Raw genomic sequence first — 19,287 nt, forward strand, 5'->3', positions numbered from 1 at the left:
GCATTAACCCACCTTATTCACTTTGACGTCTCCGATAAACACACTTACAATGATCCGTACCTTTTTACTTGCTTCACGGTAATGGGCAGTTTCAGCCTGGGCACTACTCAGGAATCCGCCGCGTTTCTGGTTCAACAGTGACATATCTCCAATGAAGGAATTTGTCGTCACTGTCACACCCAGATCCATATCTTCTGGTACAAATACTTTCACATCCCCAATAAATGAAGAAATGACAATCTTCGTCTCCCCATATGGAATCTGTGCCTTGGTCAAATCAATTACGGTATCTCCGATAAAAGCCGAGATGTTCATTGGTTTCAACGAGAACACTTCCTGCCCCATGTACAGATCACCGATGAACGCCGATTTGTTAATGGTATTGCCACTGCCATAATCCCCATAACCATTTCCGTAGCCATCACCATAATGTTCTCCATATCCGGTATCGTTAGAGTTAAACGATTGATGTTTCTTCTTATATTGATGCCCTTGTGATGATGAATCCGTTGACCCTGTGAAATGAGGGCCATGTGCATCGTTCTTCTGTTCCTGTTTTGGTTTGCCAAATGTTTTCTCGAACTGTTCGTCAAACGACGACGGCATCTCCAGATCCTCCGGAGCTAACGGTTTGTAAGGTTGCTCAGGTGCGGGAGGTGGCTGCATCTTGTCATGATGTTTCCGATCACGACGTCGTGGTCCAATCAGTACAAACAATCCTCCGCCAATCAGCATAACCGGGATCAGATAACGAATGAACTCCCCCATGGAGTAATCAATCCATCCCAGGTTACGGGCAAGAAAGTAACCACCGATCGCCAGTACAATTACGGGTCCAATAAAGGCGTAACCCCCGTTGCGACGAATCTCGGAGATTCCTTTGACCCCCCACCAGATTAGAAATAACGGCCAATATGTTCTGAAAATATATCCTACATCAATGTCATATCCCAATTGTCTGAACAAGATCATCGCACCAATAGCAATAAGAGGTATGCCAACCCACCAGCGGTCACGCGTCGATCGTTTCATCGCTCATGTCTCCTTTGTCTGTATTATGTATCCAGTGTAACTCAGACAAGACAATGAGAACAGCGGCGGCAGATGGAATTCATCTCGGTCTCGAGACTGAGATGGGAGGATATTAATGTAAAAAACTTCGCATATGTAAAACACCCCGGAGCTGCTGCTCCAGGGTGCTGAATCATCATTAGATTAATGAATCTTCAATTATTTTTTGAATTTTCCTGCTTTGCCTTGCGCTTGGCCAGTTTGGCCTGTGTTTTCTACACCGAACTCGGCATTGAATTTTTCATCAGGTGTTTGGAAATTATCTTGAACTTTGTTTTGAGCGGATTGCTTCACTTTTGCTGCTGCATTCTCTTCTCCAAACTCTGCATTGTACTTCTCGTTTGGCGTTTGGAACCCTTGTGATTTTTTAGCCACAACGAATCACCTCTCTCTTCATATTTACGATGCATTGCTGCACCGCGGGGTTCGTCCCCAGTCAGTATTATGTGGAGAGAGCACTTCAGTTATTCATTTGACCATGTGAAATTAAATGGCCTTGTCCAGCCAAGAATCCGGTACAGATTTGTACACATCGATCGCATCAGCCAACTCGCTGAGCATCTTTTCTGTACACTTTCCAGCGCCTTGCCTGATCACCTGTACCTCCACATCCTTTTTGCCCCACTCTTTGTACACTTGCTTGGTTGTCGGGAAATACAGATCGATTTTATTACCTTTGATCGCTGAACCGGTATCTGCAACAATTCCGTATCCATAGCCCGGAATATACAGAATGGAACCCATTGGGAACAACTTCGGATCAGCTGCAATCGTGGAAACTGTTTCTTTATCACGACGTACTTTGACACCGGAATAGGTAATTCCGTATTGAGGATGTTTGGGTCCTTTTCCTGTAGACTCCACACCGGCCGTATATCCCGTTGCTGTGACCTTTTGTGTACCCAGAATTTGTTCTGAACGCGGAGCAAGCACCGGCATAGACGGATCTGCCACTTGTTTTTCTGGAAGTTCAGGTCTTGGAATGACCATTGGTTGTGGTGACCACAATAAAGCCATATACACCATGGTCGTCAGCTGGGCTTCATCGCTGTATTGATGGCTGACCTGTTCTGGAAATTCTTGATCAGACATGCTCGAAGTTTCAATAATCGGACCTTCACTGCTGCTGCTCTGATTCTCGACATGCAATACTGTACTTTCCTCTTCAAATGTATAGGCGTCCGCCTGATTCAGGTTAATCATCATCCCGGCGAACATCGCACAGCCAACCAATAAACCCCGTATATGTTTCTTTTGAATTGAGAATTGCTTTTTCATTGTATAACCTCCCCCTCACTGCAAAGGTTTTCCAAAAAGCAATTAATCTATACTTTTTACTGCAAACACTACGAAAAAACGCCTGAATAACACAGGTCAATCCCATGTTATTCAGGCGTTATGCAGAGTGATCAGCGCAACTTATACACTGGTTATCTGATAGTTGATATGTTCATTTATACCAAACGTGTAGCAATTTCTTCTTTCAATTGAGCGATAATCTCATGGATCGGTTTCATGCCCAGATCGCCTTCTCCACGCTTACGCACAGATACTGCTTCTGCATTACGCTCATTCTCACCGACAACAAACATATAAGGCATTTTCTCAAGCTGCGCCTCACGGATTTTATATCCAAGCTTCTCATTCCGCAGATCGGCTTCAGCAGAGATTCCCGCACGTTTCAGTTTCGCTTCCACTTCACGCGCATAATCGTCAAAGTTTCCGGATACCGGGATCACTTTTGCCTGAACTGGAGACAACCACAGCGGGAAAGCTCCTGCAAAGTTCTCCAGCAAGAATGCTGTGAAACGTTCCATTGTACTAATTACACCGCGGTGAATAACGACCGGACGATGTTTCTGTCCGTCATCTCCCACATATTCAAGTTCAAAGCGCTCAGGCAACAGGAAGTCCAGTTGAACCGTAGACAATGTCTCTTCTTTGCCCAGAGCTGTTTTGATCTGAACATCCAGTTTCGGACCGTAGAACGCTGCTTCACCTTCTGCTTCATAGAATGGAAGGTCAAGCTCTTCCACAACTTCACGCAGCATGCGTTGGGACATCTCCCACATCTCGTCGTTCTGGAAGTATTTCTCGGTATCCTTCGGATCGCGATAGGACAGACGGAAACGGTATTCGTTGATACCGAAATCCTTGTACACGGTTTGAATCAACTCGATAACACGAGCGAACTCTTCTTTGATCTGATCCGGCCGTGCAAAAATGTGTGAGTCATTCAGTGTCATTGCACGTACACGGTGCAGACCTGTTAATGCCCCCGACATTTCATAACGGTGCATCATACCAAGCTCTGCAATACGGATTGGCAAATCACGGTAGCTGTGCATGCTGGACTTGTACACCATCATATGGTGAGGACAGTTCATTGGACGGAGAACGAGTTCCTCATTATCCATAACCATTTTCGGGAACATATCTTCCTGGTAGTGCTCCCAGTGTCCAGATGTTTTGTACAATTCCACGTTACCCAGAACCGGTGTGTATACATGTTGGTATCCAAGGCTTTCTTCCAGATCCACAATATAACGCTCCAGAGTACGGCGCAGCTTCGCACCGTTAGGCAACCAGATTGGCAAGCCTTGGCCGACCAGTTGGGAGAATGTGAACATTTCCAACTCTTTACCCAGCTTACGGTGATCCCGTTTGCGAGCTTCTTCGAGGAAGTGCAGATGCTCGTCCAGCTGTGCTTTTTTCACAAAAGCCGTACCATAGATGCGTTGAAGCATTTTGTTTTTGCTATCTCCACGCCAGTAAGCACCCGCGACATTCATCAGTTTGAACACTTTGATTTTGCTAGTTGATGGTACGTGAGGACCACGACACAAGTCGAAGAATTCACCTTGCTCATAAATCGTGATCACGCTGTCCGCTGGCAAATCACGAATCAACTCAAGTTTGTAAGGATCGCCCACTTCTTCGAACGTTTTGATCGCGTCCTCGCGGCTAACTTCCTTACGTACAATTGGCAAGTTCTCGTTCACAATACGTTCCATTTCCTTCTCGATCTTTTGCAGATCTTCAGGATTGAGCGCATGTTCGAGGTCCATATCATAGTAGAAACCATCCTCGATGACAGGGCCGATACCGAGGCGTACCTCTTTATTACCATATAAACGTTTCACTGCTTGAGCCATCAAGTGAGCTGTACTATGACGCATCACTTCAAGTCCTTCTGGTGAATCCAGAGTTACGATCTCCACCAATGCTCCCTCATGAAGTGTTGTGGACAAGTCCACCACGATACCATCAAGCTTGCCGGCTACGGCATTTTTGCGTAATCCGCTGCTAATTGAAGCGGCTACGTCCTCAATGCTGCTGCCCTCCGCGTACTCACGTACCGAACCATCCGGTAATTTAATGTTCACTGCCATTTGTCTCATTCCTCCTGTTAATGTAACCTCGTGTCCAGATATTTATGGACTGATTATCTATTGCTATTCCAGTCATTTTGCAAAGGAACGCAAAAAACACCCGTCCCGGCAAAGGGACGAGTGATATATACTCGTGGTTCCACCCTAATTCAGCTGATTCATCCATATTCGGAAATACAGCCCTCATTGGCATGACGATAACGGGCATGACCCGGCAGATCCTTACTCGCGGATAATCCCCAATAAAGGCGATATTCTAACTCCACTTTCAAAATTGCAGCTACAAAGGGGTAAACCATACGTGATATCCGGAGGAAATTTCAGCCTAGTTTCCTCTCTCTGCACCGATCTTTCGTGTGGTTGTTGTCTTTGTCAACGCTTTTGTTTCAATGGTTCACATGAAAAATTCATGGATCAACAGTTATTATAATTGCCGAGATCACTTGCGTCAAGACCTGTCAACAATCCTGAGCGCAGCACTTCGCATTCCGGGCAATGATGACATATTTGCACTTTGTCTTCAAAGATCTGGCATATGGTCGAGATGATTGGCAGATCCGGGGTGCGTGTATGGAGCATGACCTTCTCAGGAGAGATCGAGATGAGTGTACTTACAATCATATCTTCAATATCCATCTCCAGTTCCAGACCCGGCATTTCCACAACAACCTGTTCATCCTTTTGCACGGGTAACAGATTAAGTCCAGCATCCAGGACCTGAAATTCATGCATTCCCTTGTGTACAAGATGAACCAGAGGTACTTTGGCTTCTTGAAAAAACACAAAATATTTTAACAGCCCCATAAACTCTTCATACTGCCGATCCATCCAAAATTCATCCAACGCATACTCCACTAATTCCTGAAGTTCCTGCTTATATGGCCGTATACGGAAATTGATAATGCCTTCAAGGTGAAAAAAGTGAACATCCTCCAGGTCCTGCCGTAGGCCACTGGCTAACGTAGTACGGCGGCGCTCCCGAAGTCCGGGCTGATCCAGATCACCATTTAATAGAAGTGGCATGCAGATTCGATTGACCTTTTCCACCTCATGCTCATCCATGACAGAACACGCCTTGGCGATCATATCCTCCACCATGCTCCGTTCTTGTGTCTCCATAATGAAGTCGGCGAGTCCAAGGGAGAGCAGATCACTAATCCGGGGAAGCCATTGCTGGAAGTCTTCGTGATTCTCATTCCCTCTGCACACCCAGGTTGCTCTTCCATCATTATGTTTGAAGGTGAGCCGGAATCCTCTTTTACTTATATGTAAACCTTTGGTTTTTTCCTTGACACAACGATAAAATTGATCCGCTTCCTCTTGCCCCGATACATCAGTCCATACAGCAAACAGTTCCACAAGAATCACTCCTTTCCTTCCTGTTCAAAGTATATGGCAAGGCCGATGGGGATATACGAAGCGGATTGATGGAAAGCGTGTCATGATTTCTCAGTATATTATGAAGAGGTTTGGAGTTAAGACAAAAATGTGTTATTATTTTAATAACAGTATGTTTCACGGAAAAGGAGGGAAGCCAAAATGAGACAACAACCTAGAATACTCCACTACACTATCATTATCATTTTGTGCGTTTTCCAAGCCTTGTGCTTCCCTATTCCGATGCAGACCGAATCTGCCGTTGGGGTGTCTGTAGAAGCAACTTCCAACAAGGAAGTGCTGTTGCAAATACCCGAATCCCAGCAGAAACCTGTCATTCGCAAATACCCACAAGTCATGTCCAAGCTGATTGCGGTTACGCATAATAAGCCTGTCTTTCTTGTCCTCGCATTGTTATTGATGCTGCGAATCCCTACAACGGGTCTGTCCTTTAAACCGTGGTATTGTCTGTTTAAACGCAGATTATTTCTGCTACCTATTAAGTTTACCAGCATGTATGTGTCCCTCACCCCTATAGCACCAAAATACGTGAACGCTCTTCACTAGCCGTTACGTCGTATTTACAGGTTGCTTTGCATGGAGACACCTCTGTATTTAAAGACGGTGTGCTTGTGCATAACTTATAACCCTTTTAGCAAACGTTAGATAAACCCATGTTTATGAAAGTACCTATTTTTGTTATACCCACACCGACAAATTCAAATCATATGGCTGTGTCAGGAATTTCTGGCTCTGTTTACCCGCATCTTTTGATGTTCCTTTGAGCAGCAGATTAATAATTTTCGGGAAATAAGCCTGTCTTCTGTGGCCAGCCCCTAATTATAAGGAGGCAACAATCCATGGATGTACGCGAAACAGACTTGCCGGGAATCGGCAAAAAATTTCAGATTGAAACAAGCAGCGGTGATAAAATTGTCATTATTATTCACGATGACGGTCGCCGGGAAATGTACCACTTCGAGTATGATGATCCCGATCAAAGCATCTCGATGATCACACTTGACGATTACGAAGCACGACAGATTGCTGCTATTGTTGGCGGATTAACTTACAAACCAAAGCAGCTTGAAAATATTGAAGTAACGTTTGACGACCTGATTATCGAGTGGTACAAAATCGAACCATCCTTTGGGAGTATCGGCAAATCCATCGGTGAATTGGACGTACGTCAAAACTCTGGGGCAACGGTTATCGCCGTTGTAGAGAAAAATCACAAAAAACATATCAGCCCAGGTCCGGAGGTAGTTATCAGTGCAGAATCCACGGTGGTAGCCGTTGGCGAACGCAATCAGCAGAAACTGTTTAAATCCCTCCTCCTGACTGGAAGGGGGTAAATAGATGGATCATTTGATATTCGAAGTAGGTCTGGCCCTTGTGCTCATTGCGGCAGCCGGCCTTTTATCGGCAAAACTAAGATTTTCGGTCGTTCCGTTTTATATTCTGATCGGGATGGCCGTTGGGCCACATGCCATGAAAATCTGGCATCTGGACTTCCGTTTTATTGAGAGTCAGCCTTTTATTGAATTTATGGGTCGGATCGGTATTCTGTTCCTTCTTTTCTACCTTGGACTTGAATTCTCGGTAGGTCGTTTAATTAAATCGGGTCGCTCTATTGCAGTTGGCGGCTCGATCTACATCGGCATTAACTTTACGCTGGGATTAATATTTGGTTTTATGTCCGGTTTCCCAGTTGCAGAAGCACTTATTATCGCAGGTATAACTACCATCTCTTCCAGTGCCATTGTGGCCAAGGTACTCGTTGATTTGAAACGAACGGCCAACCCGGAAACAGAGATGATATTGGGTATTATTATGTTCGAAGATGTATTCCTCGCTGTATATATATCGATCTTATCCGGACTTGTGCTTAGTGATTCATCCTCCATCGGAGGCGTCATCATGTCCGCACTTATTGCCCTCGGATTCATGCTTATCGTGATTATCCTTGGACGCAAAGCAACACCGCTACTAAACAAATTGCTTAAAATTCGATCGAATGAGCTATTCTCTCTCGTTGTATTCGGAGCCTTGTTCCTGGTAGCTGGTTTCTCTGAAACCATTCATGTTGCCGAAGCAATTGGTGCATTACTGGTTGGTCTGGTGCTTGCTGAAACAGAACACGCGAAACGGATTGAGCACTTGATTCTACCGTTCCGTGACTTCTTCGGAGCAATCTTCTTCTTCAGCTTTGGATTGTCCATTGATCCGTTGTCCTTGGGTGGCGAAGCCGTATGGTTAGCTCTGATTGCAGTTGTTATTACATTGTTCGGTAACTTCCTGGCGGGTATGATGGCCGGACGCAGTGCAGGACTATCGCCCAAAGCATCGGCCAATATTGGATTAACCATTGTGTCACGGGGGGAATTTTCCATCATCTTGGCCAACATGGGTAAAGCCGGGGGACTGTTGCCAATGATTCAACCGTTTGCCGCGCTGTATGTCCTAATTCTGGCCATTCTGGGTCCTTTATTAACCAAAGAGTCCAAACATGTATTCCGTTTATTGGATAAAATATTCAAGTTCAAAGATCCTCGGAAAAAGAAAGAAGAACCAAAGGTTCTGCAGAAAGAAGGATAATCCCTATGTCTGTACAGAACAGACATACTAACGTACTTCGCGGCTGTTAAGCCGATCTTTCTGTGACTAACCCAGGGAGAATGGCTCGAAAGCCGCACTAAGGAGGATGACCTATGAAAGCACCTCTGATATCGGCTAATCCGGTGCCAAACACCGCCAAGACCAGGATATCGTCTACCCGCCGCTGGTTAAACCTGTTTCTCGTTATTGCGGGCGGAATTCTGGCCTCCGTGGGACTTGAATTGTTCTTACACCCCAATAAGATTATTATTGGAGGCATTACAGGCATTTCCTCACTCTTCGCCCACTGGACCGAAATGAGGATTGGATTGTTCCTATTTTTATTCAATGTTCCGTTTATATTTCTGTCTTACAAGATTGTGCAGAAGAAATTTGTACTGGTTACTGTTCTGGGTCTGGTTGTCTTTTCGATCGGTGCCATTGTGCTTCATCCCATGCCGCCACTTGTAGAGCATCCGCTGGCTGCCGCCATGTTTGGGGGACTATGCCTCGGACTCGGAATTGGGCTCGTTGTGCGATATGGTGGGACACTGGATACGCTGGAAATCGGTGATCCGTCTTCCCGCCCACCTGAACGTGTATTTAGCGGAAAACGGATGCTTATCGAAAAAATAATCATGCTGCTTAACTTGTTGATACTGACAGCCGCTGGTGTTGTCTTTGGCTGGGACCAAGCGATGTATTCCGTAATCGCCTATCTTATTGCTTATGAAATGGTGTACATTGCGTTCAGGGGCTTCTCTTCCAAACGCAAAGTATGCATTTTGACCACACAAAGCTCTCAAGTTGAAAAAGCTGTACGCAAACGGCTGCGCCGTGAACCTGGAACGCTGGAAGCCACTTCTGACTCAACACAACTTGTGATGGCTGAAGGATGGATCAGGCAGATCCCAGGTGCACTTTATTATGAGGTACATGTGCTGGAGATGATCTGGTTGAAGTCCATTGTGCGTCACATTGATCCACATGCGGGTATTGTGACAAATCCGGAAAAATAAAAAAACGCTCTCTTCCCCTATGGATGGATGGTATTGTCCACCAAGGTCAGAGAGCGTTTTTTTGTTATCCGATTTACTTGTGATTATAGTTCAACGATGGCTTTGACTACATGTGAATTTGGCAATAACCATTGGTCTATTGCAGTAGGTAACTCATCAAACTCCACTCGATGTGTGATATACCCATCCATGCTTAATTTCTTTTGACGCAAGGTCGACAAGACTTGTTCAAAATCTTCACGGGTTGCGTTTCGACTGCCCAGGATGCTCATCTCCCGCTTGTGAAACTCAGGATCATGAAAGGTAATATCCGCTTTCACCAGTCCAACAAAAATGAGTTGACCACTATGCGCAACATATTGAATGGCCTCATTCATCGAATTCACGTTACCTGTTGCATCGAAGACAGCCGTAGCATAGTCGCCTCCCGTGATTTCAGCCACTTGTTGTACAGTATGTTCATTAGCCTGAACCAAGTCATCCGCTCCAGCCCAAGTCCGGCTAAGCTCCAGCCTGTCCAGATTACGATCAACGGCAATAACACGCGCCCCCGCCTGTTTGGCAAATGCCATCACACCCAATCCAATAGGGCCAGCTCCAATCACAACCACATGCTCACCAGGTTTAATTCCTGCTCTTCTGACGGCATGGGCTCCAATGCTTAATGGTTCTAACATTGCCGTCTCATCCAGCGTCAAACCTTCTGCTGAGAGCAAATGTGAGACAGGCACGCTGATTTTTTCTCTCATGCCTCCGTCTACGTGCACACCCATGACTTGCATGGACGCACAACAATTGGTTTTTCCACTGCGACATGCAATACAGTGACCACAGTGCAGATACGGAATAATACTTACCTGATCCCCAGGCTGTAACCCAGCCTCGTTCGGACCGATTTCTTCAATAACAGCTGCCAGTTCATGACCCAGAACACGAGGATAGGTAAAGAAAGGTTGGTTGCCTTTGTATGCATGCAGATCCGTTCCACAGATTCCAATCCGCCGAATGGCAACCAACGCCTCTCCTTCTGCTCGTTCCGGTTGAGGCAGGTCCTGGAGCTTCAATTGATCTATTTCTTCACATACAATGGCTCTCATTGTTGTTCCCCCTTGGATGCTTCTGCTGTCGTGTTGCTTGGCTTCGTATTATATTCAGGTCGTCCGCTTGACCACGTCTCGTTATGCAATGGAGCCAGAATGCGCAGCACTTTATCCAGCAGGCTCTGATCGATCGGTTCCTCTATCCAGGCTGCATTATTTAGGATATTGCGCTGGCTGGCACTGCTCACCAGTGTTGTCGGAATTCGTTCATTCGACGTGGAGAATTGCACAGCCAGCTTGGCAATGTCACTGCCTTGTTCTGCACAGAAGCGGGCAGCCTTCAGGCAGAGCTCTTTCACCCGATCATCTGCTGGATGCCAGGCAGGAGCCCCTCGGGTACTCAACAAACCCATAGAAAGAGGCGAAGCATTGACGAGGCCAATTTCTTTCTTTTCCAACAGCGGTAATAAAGATAACAATGAGGTATCATTCAATGAATAATGACAATACGAGATGATTGCATCCGCATTGATCTGTGGCAGAACCTTCTCGAACAATGGCAAGGGTAAGCCACAAATGCCCGCATGTCGTATAACTCCCTGCTCTTTCAGACGCAGCAACGTTGGAAAAGCTTCTTCGATAATAATCTCTGCTGGCACAAATTCAATATCATGCAGGAACAGAATGTCGATATAGTCTGTATGCAGTCGATCCAGGCTCTCTTGCACACTATTCAGAATTCGCTGACGTGAAAAATCAAACTCATTTTCCCCATACCGTCCGGCTTTGGTTGATAACATATATGAACTGCGCGGCAAGCTGCGAATGGCCTCACCCAACACTGTCTCCGCCTTTGTCAGCCCGTAGTAAGGCGAAACGTCTATGTAATTCATCCCCGCATCTACGGCCGCATGTACAGTGCGAATCCCTTCGTCCCGGTCAATGTCACGAAATACAGAACCGAGTGAGGATGCTCCAAAGCTCAATACAGGTACGTTCAGTTCCGTCTTGCCAAGTATTCTTCTCTTCATCGGTTTACCCCTTCCAGCGTGTCTGACTACACAAGTTCCCTTTCATTGTAACAGTTCAATTTCAATATAAAATATCGCCAATTGCGTAACATGTACTGTTTGATGACCTCGAACCGCTAGAAAGAAATCAAAAAGCCCGCCGTCTCTCCAAACGGAGTAGTCAGCGGGCTTGGCTTCATAAATACTATCTAACGATCAGCATTTATGGGAGTAGTATTCAAATAATCAGGATTAGTTCTGCATTACGAAATCTTCATGCACGGAATTCTCTTCGTCGAACATACGCACGATGTCATATCGGGTATTACGTTGTGCCGGGATATAACCGGACTCCCGAATTAAACGCAGAATCGATTCGATGTTAACTTTGTAAGTTGCACCAGCAGCAGATACAACGTTCTCTTCAATCATCGTGCTACCGAAGTCATTACAGCCAAATTCAAGCGACTTCTTACCGATCTCAGGACCCATCGTTACCCAAGAGGATTGAATGTTCTTGATATTATCCAGCACCAGTCGGCTAATAGCTACAGTCTTCAAGTACTCTTCCGGAGTCTGACGCTCCAGCTTAAGGTTGGTATTGTCTGGCTGGAAAGTCCAAGGAATGAATGCCAAGAAACCTTCGGAGTCATACTTGTTCGCAATACATTCATCCTGAGCCTCACGTACACGGAGCAAGTGTAATGCACGCTCTTCCATCGATTCACCAAGTCCGATAACCATCGTTGCCGTAGTGTTCATACCGATGCGGTGTGCAGTTTGCATAACGTCCATCCAATCCCGCCATGAACCTTTCAAACGGCTGATCTTCCGACGTGTGCGGTCATCGAGAATTTCAGCGCCGCCGCCAGGCAAGGAATCCAGTCCAGCTTCGTGAATGGCACGAACAACTTCTTCCAATGTAAGGCCATCGGATACTTCAACCATTTTCATAATCTCAGCGGGTGAGAAAGAGTGCATCGTGATGTTTGGGAAACGCTCTTTGATGGCTTTCAACAGGTCTGTATAATAACTGAAAGGCAAGTTTGGATTCGTTCCACCTTGCATCAAAATCTCGGTACCATTCACATCTTCCGTTTCCTGAATCTTCTGGAAAATAACTTCGTCTGGAAGCACATAACCTTCATCCGAACCAGGTCTGCGGTAGAAAGCACAAAAACGGCAGTACACATCACACACGTTTGTGTAGTTGACGTTACGCCCAATTACAAATGTTCTGTATGGTTCAGGGTGCATGCGTTTCATAATGACATTAGCAGCTGCCCCGATTTTGTCCACTTCATTGGATTCAAATAACTGAATCGTGTCTTCCAAGTCCAAACGTTCGCCCCGAAGGGCTTTATCTAAGATACGGTCTACCGTACTCATCGTAAAAAAGCCTCCCTCATGAAGAGAAATTATATAACGATCCGTCCCAACTTGTTCAAGAGAAGCAAGTTCTGGTGGCAACATCGTATTTCTGTACTCCACATATCGTAACACAGGTTACATGTGAAAAAAAGCACCTTATGTACAGGTGCTTTAAAAATAAGTAAAAATTTTTACATATGGAATGGAATTTATTCGAGATTAAGTGATACGCATGGGGGTATTCGGTCATCCACTTTTACTAGGATTCCTGAAGTGCTTGCTCCAAATCTACAATGAGATCTTCGATATCTTCCAGACCTACGGAGAAACGCAGCAGCCCATCTGTAATGCCACGGTCACGGCGGACCTCAGCTGGCATTGCCGCATGAGACATCATCGCTGGGTAGGACAGAATACTCTCGACAGCTCCCAGGCTTACAGCAACAATGGGGAGCTTCACCCGGTTAAGAACTGCTTTTGCACGATCACCTGAACCGACGTCAAAAGAAACGACAGCTCCATATCCTGTGGACTGGCGCTCATGTGCCTCACGGCCCGGATGATCCTCCAGTCCAGGGTAAAAGACAGCAGTAATATCACTGCGCTCATTAAGCCATGCCGCCAGTTTGGCTGTGCTCCGTTCACTATGAGCCATGCGAGCCCCCAAGGTTTTCATCCCGCGCATCAGAAGCCAGGATTCTTGTGCCCCGAGTACAGTTCCGAGTCCATTTTGCAACTGTTTCAGTTGTACGCCAAGTGATTCCGTGCGAGCAACAGCTAACCCTGCAAGTACATCACTGTGACCTCCAAGAAACTTCGTAGCACTATGTACGACGATGTCCACACCAAGCTCAATCGGACGCTGATAGTAAGGTGTCATAAAGGTGTTATCCAGAATCGTGATCAGGTCATGTTCCTTCGACCAGTCAGTTACAGCAGCGATATCCGTAATTCGCAGTGTAGGGTTGGACGGTGTCTCCATATAAACTGCCTTGGTGTTTGGCTTGAGTGCCGCTTTTACTTCATCTATATTGGTCATGTCTACAAAGGTTGTCTCGATCTGCATACGGCTTAATATGGAAGTAAGCAAACGATACGTACCTCCATATACGTCTTCTGTTACAATCATGTGATCCCCTGCGGAGAACATCATGAACACGCTTGATATCGCAGCCATCCCCGAAGAATAGGCGAAGCCTCGTGCACCGCCCTCCAGCAATGTGATGTAATCTTCCAAAGCCTGACGCGTCGGATTACCCGAACGACTGTAATCATGCTGAGGCGGATTGAAGATATCAAAATGATGGAATGTTGATGCTTGGTAGATTGGTACACTGGAGGCTCCGGTCGTTTTGTCAATCTCATCGCCAAAATGGAGCAATTTGGTATCAAATTTCAACTCGGAATTGGGCTTGTTGTTGGACTCACTCATGAGTGCACGCCTCCTTCCACTTCCTGCTGTGCAGCTGTCAGAGCATTGCCGAGATCTGCAATCAGATCATCCGCATGTTCAATGCCTACAGAAAACCGGAGCAAACGGTCATCCACACCTACGGCTTCACGAATTTCAAGCGGAATATCCGCATGAGTCTGTACTGCCGGATAAGTCATGAGTGATTCGACTCCGCCGAGACTTTCGGCAAAAGCAATGAGTTTGATATGACGCAGCAACGGTTCAACATAACGTGCATCCTTCACTTTGAAAGAGAAGATACCTGTGTTACCGGTGGATTGTTTATTCTGTATTTCATACCCCGGATGATCGGATAGGCCTGGATGATACACTTCAACCACCGCTGGGTGCTCAAGCAAGTATTTGGCAATAGTAAGTGCATTGTGCTCATGACGCTCCATGCGAAGAGCCAGCGTCTTCATGCCTTTCATCAACTGGTAGGAGTCACTTGGAGACAATACCGCTCCAATGGAATTATGCAAGAACGCCATCTCTGCAGATAACGCTTCACCTTTGGTAATAATTAGTCCAGCGAGCACATCATTGTGTCCACCCAGATATTTGGTAGCGCTATGAATGATGATATCGGCACCCAGTTCAATCGGACGTTGGAAAAATGGAGTCAACAACGTGTTGTCAACAATGGTCAACAGGTTGTAACTTTTCGCCCAGGAAGCAACGGCTTCCACATCTGTGATCATCATCAGTGGATTGGTTGGTGTCTCAATAAATACAGCTTTGGTATTCGGCTGACGAACCTTCTCCAGTGCTACAAGGTCATTCGTGTCCACATAACTTGCAGTTACGCCGAAACGGGACAGAATACGTTCCAGCAGACGATAGGTTCCACCATACAGATCCAGCGATACAATCAGATGATCCCCTTGACCAAACATGGCAAAAATCGTTTGCAGCGCGGCCATTCCCGAGCTACAGGCAAACCCTGCATCACCGGACTCCAACGCTGCGGCGGCTTCTTCCAATACTTTACGGGTTGGATTAGTCGTACGGATATAATCAAACCCCGTGCTTTGTCCAAGCTTCGGGTGGCGAAACGCAGTGGATTGATAGATCGGAAAGTTAATGGCGCCTGTTACCGGTTCATTGATGGACCCAATTTGTGCTAAGCGGCTTTCGATTTTCAACTTGTTGTTGTCTTCCATTGCTGCATCCTCCTGTAATCTCGATTAGATTTGCGGACCAATATCATAAGGTGTTTCTTGATACACATAGTAATTGAGCCAGTTAGAGAATAATAAGTTGGCATGAGCGCGCCAAGTAGCCGGTGGCACACGGGAAGGGTCGTCATTCGGATAATAATGTCTAGGCAATGCGATATCCAACCCTTTGGCTGCATCCCGGTCATACTCCCACTTTAATGAGAACGGGTCATACTCGGCATGTCCTGTGGCAAAAATCTGTTTGCCGTCTTTGGTAGCAACCAGGAAGATCCCCGCTTCCTCGGATTCAGCCAAAATCTCTAAATTCTCATTCTTTTCAATATCTTCGCGTCTCACTTCCGTATGACGGGAATGTGGAACGTTGAATACTTCATCGAATCCACGCAACAACGGAACATGTGGTTTATTAATGGTATGTGGGAAAACGCCAAAACACTTTTCATCAAGTGCAACCTTGGGTACGTCAAAATGATGGTATAAACCTGCCTGGGAAGCCCAACATATGTGGAGGGTTGAAGTCACATTGGTTTTGGTCCATTCGAAGATCTCCTGGATTTCATTCCAATAGTTCACGTCTTCGAAATCCATCTGTTCCACCGGGGCACCCGTAATAATCATTCCATCGAAACGGCGGTGCTCAATCTCATCGAAGGTTTTATAGAACAAATCCAAATACTCCTGAGACGTATTCTTTGACGTATGGGATTTGGGATGTACGAGAACGACATCCACCTGAATAGGCGTGTTTCCCACCAGACGAAGCAATTGTGTTTCGGTCGTTTCCTTTGTGGGCATCAGGTTTAATATAGCGATACGGAGTGGACGAATATCCTGCTGATATGCAGAAGTTTCATCCATGACGAAGATATTCTCTCCTTCAAGTACTTCTTTTGCTGGTAGAGTATCGGGTATTTTGATTGGCATAGTAAGTCTAACTCCTCCTTGTGCATAGATAGATGCAGCCGTCCCTGGCTTGATGTCTTCACATCAATACAGTTATAGACTGCCTTGAGCTTGTAAAAACATTGAATTGCTCTTTCATTCAACGTTACAAACAACCTCAAGTTCCTTAGCGAAAATCACTGCTGAGAAGTCGGGGCATATGACAAAGACCTTCCTCGGATTTCGAGAAAGGTCATATGTAAAATAGATATGCGCCTCTCTCATCTCTCAGTTACAACAGTGCCACTTGACACTTAGTCGCTGCAAGAATTAGCACCGTGCGGTATACCGCCGGTTGCCGGGTTTCATCGGGCCAGTCCCTCCACCTACTCTTGATAAGATTTCGCTGTATTAGATTGTAATTTAATATGGTTCACCGTCTACTTTATTACATTAATGCCCTCACGTCAAGATGCAGTTCGATGTCGCTTCCCAGATCGGAACCGTTCATCATCCGTTGTCATACACTGCCTCAGGGCGCGAAATAGACACATTTTTGCGCTTGAAAGCACCTTGTACCAGCGGTATACTAAACAAGGTGTTATAAACCCTTATGTGAGAGGTGACATATTAAATGGATGGCGACCCGAGGCCTGACTGGCAGCCGAATTCCGACAAACTGCATAGAGAATTGACATCAGCATGCCGGCAGCGGGACGTGACTTCCGTTTGATTATATAGTGTACGCAGCCCTGATCTCCAGGCTCCGCTGCCGACCGGCTGATTTGTTCTTTTTGCGCCCATAATGATAATATCCGCCAAGTTGGCGGGTGCAGAAGGAGTAGATTAACGATGAAAATCCGGTTGGTAAACAACGGTGTATTTATTCCGGTGGACGACATTCAGCAAGCGCTGACTCCACCAGCGGAAGGATTCTACTGGATTGATGCAGACGTAGACGATTTGGCGGTACTTCAGCCGCTGTTCTTGATGCATGATCTGGCTGTGGAAGACTGTCTTAGTGACGAAGAACAACGTCCGAAGATTGAAATTTATGAGAACCATTATTTTATTGTGATTAATAGCATCCGTTTCGATGATGAAGAGATATTTCTACGTGCGGTGAACTTATTCCTCGGCAGACATTTCATTATTAGTGTTACCAAGCAAAAGGTCAGCGAATTGCGCACACTGAAACCAATCCTGTGGGAACAGGAAATCAGTACACCGGATCGTCTGCTGTATTTGCTGGTTGACTTGATTGTTGATAATTATTTCACCGTAGGTGACCGAATTGAAGCACGGATCGAGAAGCTTGAGGAAGACATTCTGATGCACACCAAAAAGTCACATCTGAATGAAATTATCGGGCTACGCAGTGAGATTCTGTGGCTGAAAAAAGTGCTCGGACCTCAGAAAGAGGTCATTAACACCTTGAACAAAAAAGATCTGCGTCTCATTGATGATCAACTGCAAAAGTATTTCAGTGACATCTATGAGAATGCTGTAAAAATATCTGAAACCTTTGAGACTTATCGCGACCTGATGGGCAACTTGCGAGAAGCCTACCAATCCAGTATTGCGAACCGGGCGAATGAGATCATGCGTGTATTTACCGCCATTACCACGGTCTTCATGCCGCTGACGGTCATTACCGGCATATACGGTATGAACTTTACGAATATGCCAGAGCTTAACTGGAAATACAGCTATTTTGTTGTGATTGGCCTAATGGTTACACTGGGCCTGAGCATGTTCTTCATTTTCCGCAAGAAAGACTGGGTATGAACTCGTATGAAATAACAAAGACGAAGCGCTCCTCCGGGAGAAACGCCTCGTCTTTTTTCATTTCTGATCATTAACCAACATTCTTCTCTGTCTCTGCGTGCCGACGAAAGCGGATTCGAATCATGCGCAGTCTTTCATAGACCTGCTCCAGACTTCCTCCATCGGGTTTCTCTCCTCCATACACCTTATGTAATACTGGCTTCAGGAACGTATCTCCCAGCTCCTCATACGCACTCCATACGGCCTCTTGCTCGTTCTCTGGCATCACTGCCAGCTCCACATCAAGAAGACAATCGGTGTCATAACCTTCATGATCCAGTGCCTCTAACAGCTCAACCAACTCACGTCGGGATAATCCGGATCGATTAACAATCTCCTCTAACGTATACCCTTCTTTCATGCCTTCAAGCACCTGCTTACGCGTGGTGAACTTATCAAGTTCCTGCTTATACTTCTGCTCTCTCTGCTTGTATAACCAACTCTCATACTCTTCTTCCTTCAGCGCCGTGTATACCCAGTCCAGCGGGAATGTCGTTGAACGCTCCAACCCGTTTGTAATCTCCATCCATTCCGTACCATACTCAGTTGCTTTGCTCTCTCCTACGCCCGGCAGTTGCATCAGTTCATCCAGCGATTGCGGAACAAAGGCACTGATCAAACGCAGCAAACGATTTGTTGCAATAAAATACGGTGCCTTCCGGTCAGACACAGCTCTCTTCCTGCGCCATGTGCACAGATCCGTATATAATTGCTCATTGCCGTATAACTCACTGTAACAATGGAGCCGCTGTCCACCATAACTGCGGGACTTCAGGTCATCATTCTCATGAAATAACCCCTGCAACTGCGGTCGGTACCCCTCACTCATCTGTATGGCAAGCTGATGACGGTAGATATGAAGCAGCTCCTCCCAAGAAGTCCCTTCATACCAGATGCTGTCCTCACGCTCTCCTTCCTCGTAGCGACTCCATCCCAGCTGCCAACTATCTTCCTCTTCCCCAATCCATAACTGTGCATACTCTGCATTCTGATCTGACATTCTGGACAATCTGTTCATGAAAATGACTTCCATTTTCGTTCCCTCCCTTTGAATATTCAGCTTATA

Annotated in this window: 17 protein-coding genes and 1 riboswitch; of the genes, 5 read left to right on the forward strand and 12 right to left on the reverse strand. The window is 46.0% G+C overall.

What is annotated here, in order from left to right:
- Positions 1-3: 3 nt before the first annotated feature.
- The 5 genes from liaF to FE296_RS09195 form a co-directional block, all read right to left on the reverse strand.
- Entirely contained in the window at positions 4-1,032 is a 1,029-nt protein-coding gene (gene liaF / locus FE296_RS09175; protein WP_124113716.1) for a cell wall-active antibiotics response protein LiaF, read from the reverse strand.
- Between the two features lie 198 nt (positions 1,033-1,230).
- Positions 1,231-1,446, reverse strand: coding sequence for a hypothetical protein (locus FE296_RS09180; RefSeq protein WP_150364802.1), 216 nt, complete (start codon positions 1,444-1,446; stop codon positions 1,231-1,233).
- Positions 1,447-1,557: 111 nt separating this feature from the next.
- On the reverse strand, positions 1,558-2,097 hold the full coding sequence (locus FE296_RS09185; RefSeq protein ID WP_081595013.1) for a 3D domain-containing protein: 540 nt from the start codon (positions 2,095-2,097) through the stop codon (positions 1,558-1,560).
- A 428-nt stretch (positions 2,098-2,525) separates the two neighbouring features.
- The gene (gene thrS, locus FE296_RS09190) at positions 2,526-4,463 is read right to left on the reverse strand and encodes a threonine--tRNA ligase (protein WP_150364803.1); all 1,938 of its coding nucleotides are present in this window, start codon (positions 4,461-4,463) and stop codon (positions 2,526-2,528) included.
- Positions 4,464-4,877: 414 nt separating this feature from the next.
- Positions 4,878-5,822, reverse strand: a complete 945-nt coding sequence (locus FE296_RS09195; protein ID WP_124113713.1) for a putative sporulation protein YtxC — start codon at positions 5,820-5,822, stop codon at positions 4,878-4,880.
- Positions 5,823-6,002: 180 nt separating this feature from the next.
- On the opposite strand from FE296_RS09195, the gene FE296_RS09200 reads away from it, so the two are divergent.
- The 4 genes from FE296_RS09200 (at position 6,003) to FE296_RS09215 (ending at position 9,457) form a co-directional block, all read left to right on the forward strand.
- On the forward strand, positions 6,003-6,407 hold the full coding sequence (locus FE296_RS09200; RefSeq protein ID WP_150364804.1) for a hypothetical protein: 405 nt from the start codon (positions 6,003-6,005) through the stop codon (positions 6,405-6,407).
- Between the two features lie 293 nt (positions 6,408-6,700).
- A complete protein-coding gene (locus FE296_RS09205; protein WP_036610059.1) occupies positions 6,701-7,195 on the forward strand; it encodes a cation:proton antiporter regulatory subunit in 495 nt (164 codons plus the stop codon).
- Between the two features lie 4 nt (positions 7,196-7,199).
- On the forward strand, positions 7,200-8,438 hold the full coding sequence (locus tag FE296_RS09210) for a cation:proton antiporter (RefSeq protein ID WP_076289901.1): 1,239 nt from the start codon (positions 7,200-7,202) through the stop codon (positions 8,436-8,438).
- A 113-nt stretch (positions 8,439-8,551) separates the two neighbouring features.
- On the forward strand, positions 8,552-9,457 hold the full coding sequence (locus FE296_RS09215; RefSeq protein ID WP_124113710.1) for a YitT family protein: 906 nt from the start codon (positions 8,552-8,554) through the stop codon (positions 9,455-9,457).
- An 83-nt stretch (positions 9,458-9,540) separates the two neighbouring features.
- Here FE296_RS09215 and FE296_RS09220 read toward each other — a convergent pair whose 3' ends face one another.
- The 6 genes from FE296_RS09220 to metA form a co-directional block, all read right to left on the reverse strand.
- Entirely contained in the window at positions 9,541-10,554 is a 1,014-nt protein-coding gene (locus tag FE296_RS09220; protein WP_150364805.1) for a zinc-binding alcohol dehydrogenase family protein, read from the reverse strand.
- Complete coding sequence (locus tag FE296_RS09225) at positions 10,551-11,528, reverse strand: aldo/keto reductase (RefSeq protein ID WP_150364806.1); 978 nt, start codon at positions 11,526-11,528, stop codon at positions 10,551-10,553. Before FE296_RS09225 ends, FE296_RS09220 begins: the two co-directional genes overlap by 4 nt.
- A 231-nt stretch (positions 11,529-11,759) precedes the next feature.
- On the reverse strand, positions 11,760-12,896 hold the full coding sequence (gene mqnC, locus FE296_RS09230; protein WP_124113707.1) for a cyclic dehypoxanthinyl futalosine synthase: 1,137 nt from the start codon (positions 12,894-12,896) through the stop codon (positions 11,760-11,762).
- 241 nt (positions 12,897-13,137) lie between these two features.
- Positions 13,138-14,310 carry a trans-sulfuration enzyme family protein gene (locus tag FE296_RS09235; RefSeq protein ID WP_036669808.1) on the reverse strand — a complete coding sequence of 391 codons (1,173 nt, stop codon included), beginning with the start codon at positions 14,308-14,310 and terminating at the stop codon, positions 13,138-13,140.
- The gene (locus tag FE296_RS09240; RefSeq protein ID WP_076252424.1) at positions 14,307-15,494 is read right to left on the reverse strand and encodes a PLP-dependent transferase; all 1,188 of its coding nucleotides are present in this window, start codon (positions 15,492-15,494) and stop codon (positions 14,307-14,309) included. Before FE296_RS09240 ends, FE296_RS09235 begins: the two co-directional genes overlap by 4 nt.
- A gap of 24 nt (positions 15,495-15,518) precedes the next feature.
- Positions 15,519-16,436: a homoserine O-acetyltransferase MetA gene (metA, locus tag FE296_RS09245; protein ID WP_036610071.1), complete on the reverse strand. Its 918-nt coding sequence runs from the start codon at positions 16,434-16,436 to the stop codon at positions 15,519-15,521.
- Positions 16,437-16,672: 236 nt separating this feature from the next.
- Positions 16,673-16,796, reverse strand: a riboswitch (SAM riboswitch).
- Between the two features lie 450 nt (positions 16,797-17,246).
- Between metA and corA the strand changes: the two genes are divergently transcribed.
- The gene (gene corA / locus FE296_RS09250) at positions 17,247-18,182 is read left to right on the forward strand and encodes a magnesium/cobalt transporter CorA (protein WP_062833460.1); all 936 of its coding nucleotides are present in this window, start codon (positions 17,247-17,249) and stop codon (positions 18,180-18,182) included.
- Positions 18,183-18,252: 70 nt separating this feature from the next.
- On the opposite strand, the gene FE296_RS09255 is transcribed toward corA, so the two are convergent.
- Entirely contained in the window at positions 18,253-19,254 is a 1,002-nt protein-coding gene (locus FE296_RS09255; RefSeq protein ID WP_047844208.1) for an HRDC domain-containing protein, read from the reverse strand.
- Between the last annotated feature and the right edge of the window lie 33 nt (positions 19,255-19,287).

The sequence above is a fragment of the Paenibacillus sp. UASWS1643 genome (genome assembly GCF_008693195.1).
GTDB classification, from domain to species: domain Bacteria; phylum Bacillota; class Bacilli; order Paenibacillales; family Paenibacillaceae; genus Paenibacillus; species Paenibacillus amylolyticus_B.

Excerpts from the sequence above, each read along its gene's own strand:
- metA (WP_036610071.1), bottom strand. The coding sequence starts at position 16,436 with ATGCCAATCAAAATACCCGATACTCTACCAGCAAAAGAAGTACTTGAA.
- thrS (WP_150364803.1), bottom strand. The coding sequence starts at position 4,463 with ATGGCAGTGAACATTAAATTACCGGATGGTTCGGTACGTGAGTACGCG.
- FE296_RS09240 (WP_076252424.1), bottom strand. The coding sequence starts at position 15,494 with ATGGAAGACAACAACAAGTTGAAAATCGAAAGCCGCTTAGCACAAATT.
- FE296_RS09200 (WP_150364804.1), top strand. The coding sequence starts at position 6,003 with ATGAGACAACAACCTAGAATACTCCACTACACTATCATTATCATTTTG.
- liaF (WP_124113716.1), bottom strand. The coding sequence starts at position 1,032 with ATGAAACGATCGACGCGTGACCGCTGGTGGGTTGGCATACCTCTTATT.
- corA (WP_062833460.1), top strand. The coding sequence starts at position 17,247 with ATGAAAATCCGGTTGGTAAACAACGGTGTATTTATTCCGGTGGACGAC.
- FE296_RS09225 (WP_150364806.1), bottom strand. The coding sequence starts at position 11,528 with ATGAAGAGAAGAATACTTGGCAAGACGGAACTGAACGTACCTGTATTG.
- FE296_RS09215 (WP_124113710.1), top strand. The coding sequence starts at position 8,552 with ATGAAAGCACCTCTGATATCGGCTAATCCGGTGCCAAACACCGCCAAG.
- mqnC (WP_124113707.1), bottom strand. The coding sequence starts at position 12,896 with ATGAGTACGGTAGACCGTATCTTAGATAAAGCCCTTCGGGGCGAACGT.
- FE296_RS09255 (WP_047844208.1), bottom strand. The coding sequence starts at position 19,254 with ATGGAAGTCATTTTCATGAACAGATTGTCCAGAATGTCAGATCAGAAT.
- FE296_RS09235 (WP_036669808.1), bottom strand. The coding sequence starts at position 14,310 with ATGAGTGAGTCCAACAACAAGCCCAATTCCGAGTTGAAATTTGATACC.
- FE296_RS09185 (WP_081595013.1), bottom strand. The coding sequence starts at position 2,097 with ATGGTGTATATGGCTTTATTGTGGTCACCACAACCAATGGTCATTCCA.
- FE296_RS09205 (WP_036610059.1), top strand. The coding sequence starts at position 6,701 with ATGGATGTACGCGAAACAGACTTGCCGGGAATCGGCAAAAAATTTCAG.
- FE296_RS09220 (WP_150364805.1), bottom strand. The coding sequence starts at position 10,554 with ATGAGAGCCATTGTATGTGAAGAAATAGATCAATTGAAGCTCCAGGAC.
- FE296_RS09210 (WP_076289901.1), top strand. The coding sequence starts at position 7,200 with ATGGATCATTTGATATTCGAAGTAGGTCTGGCCCTTGTGCTCATTGCG.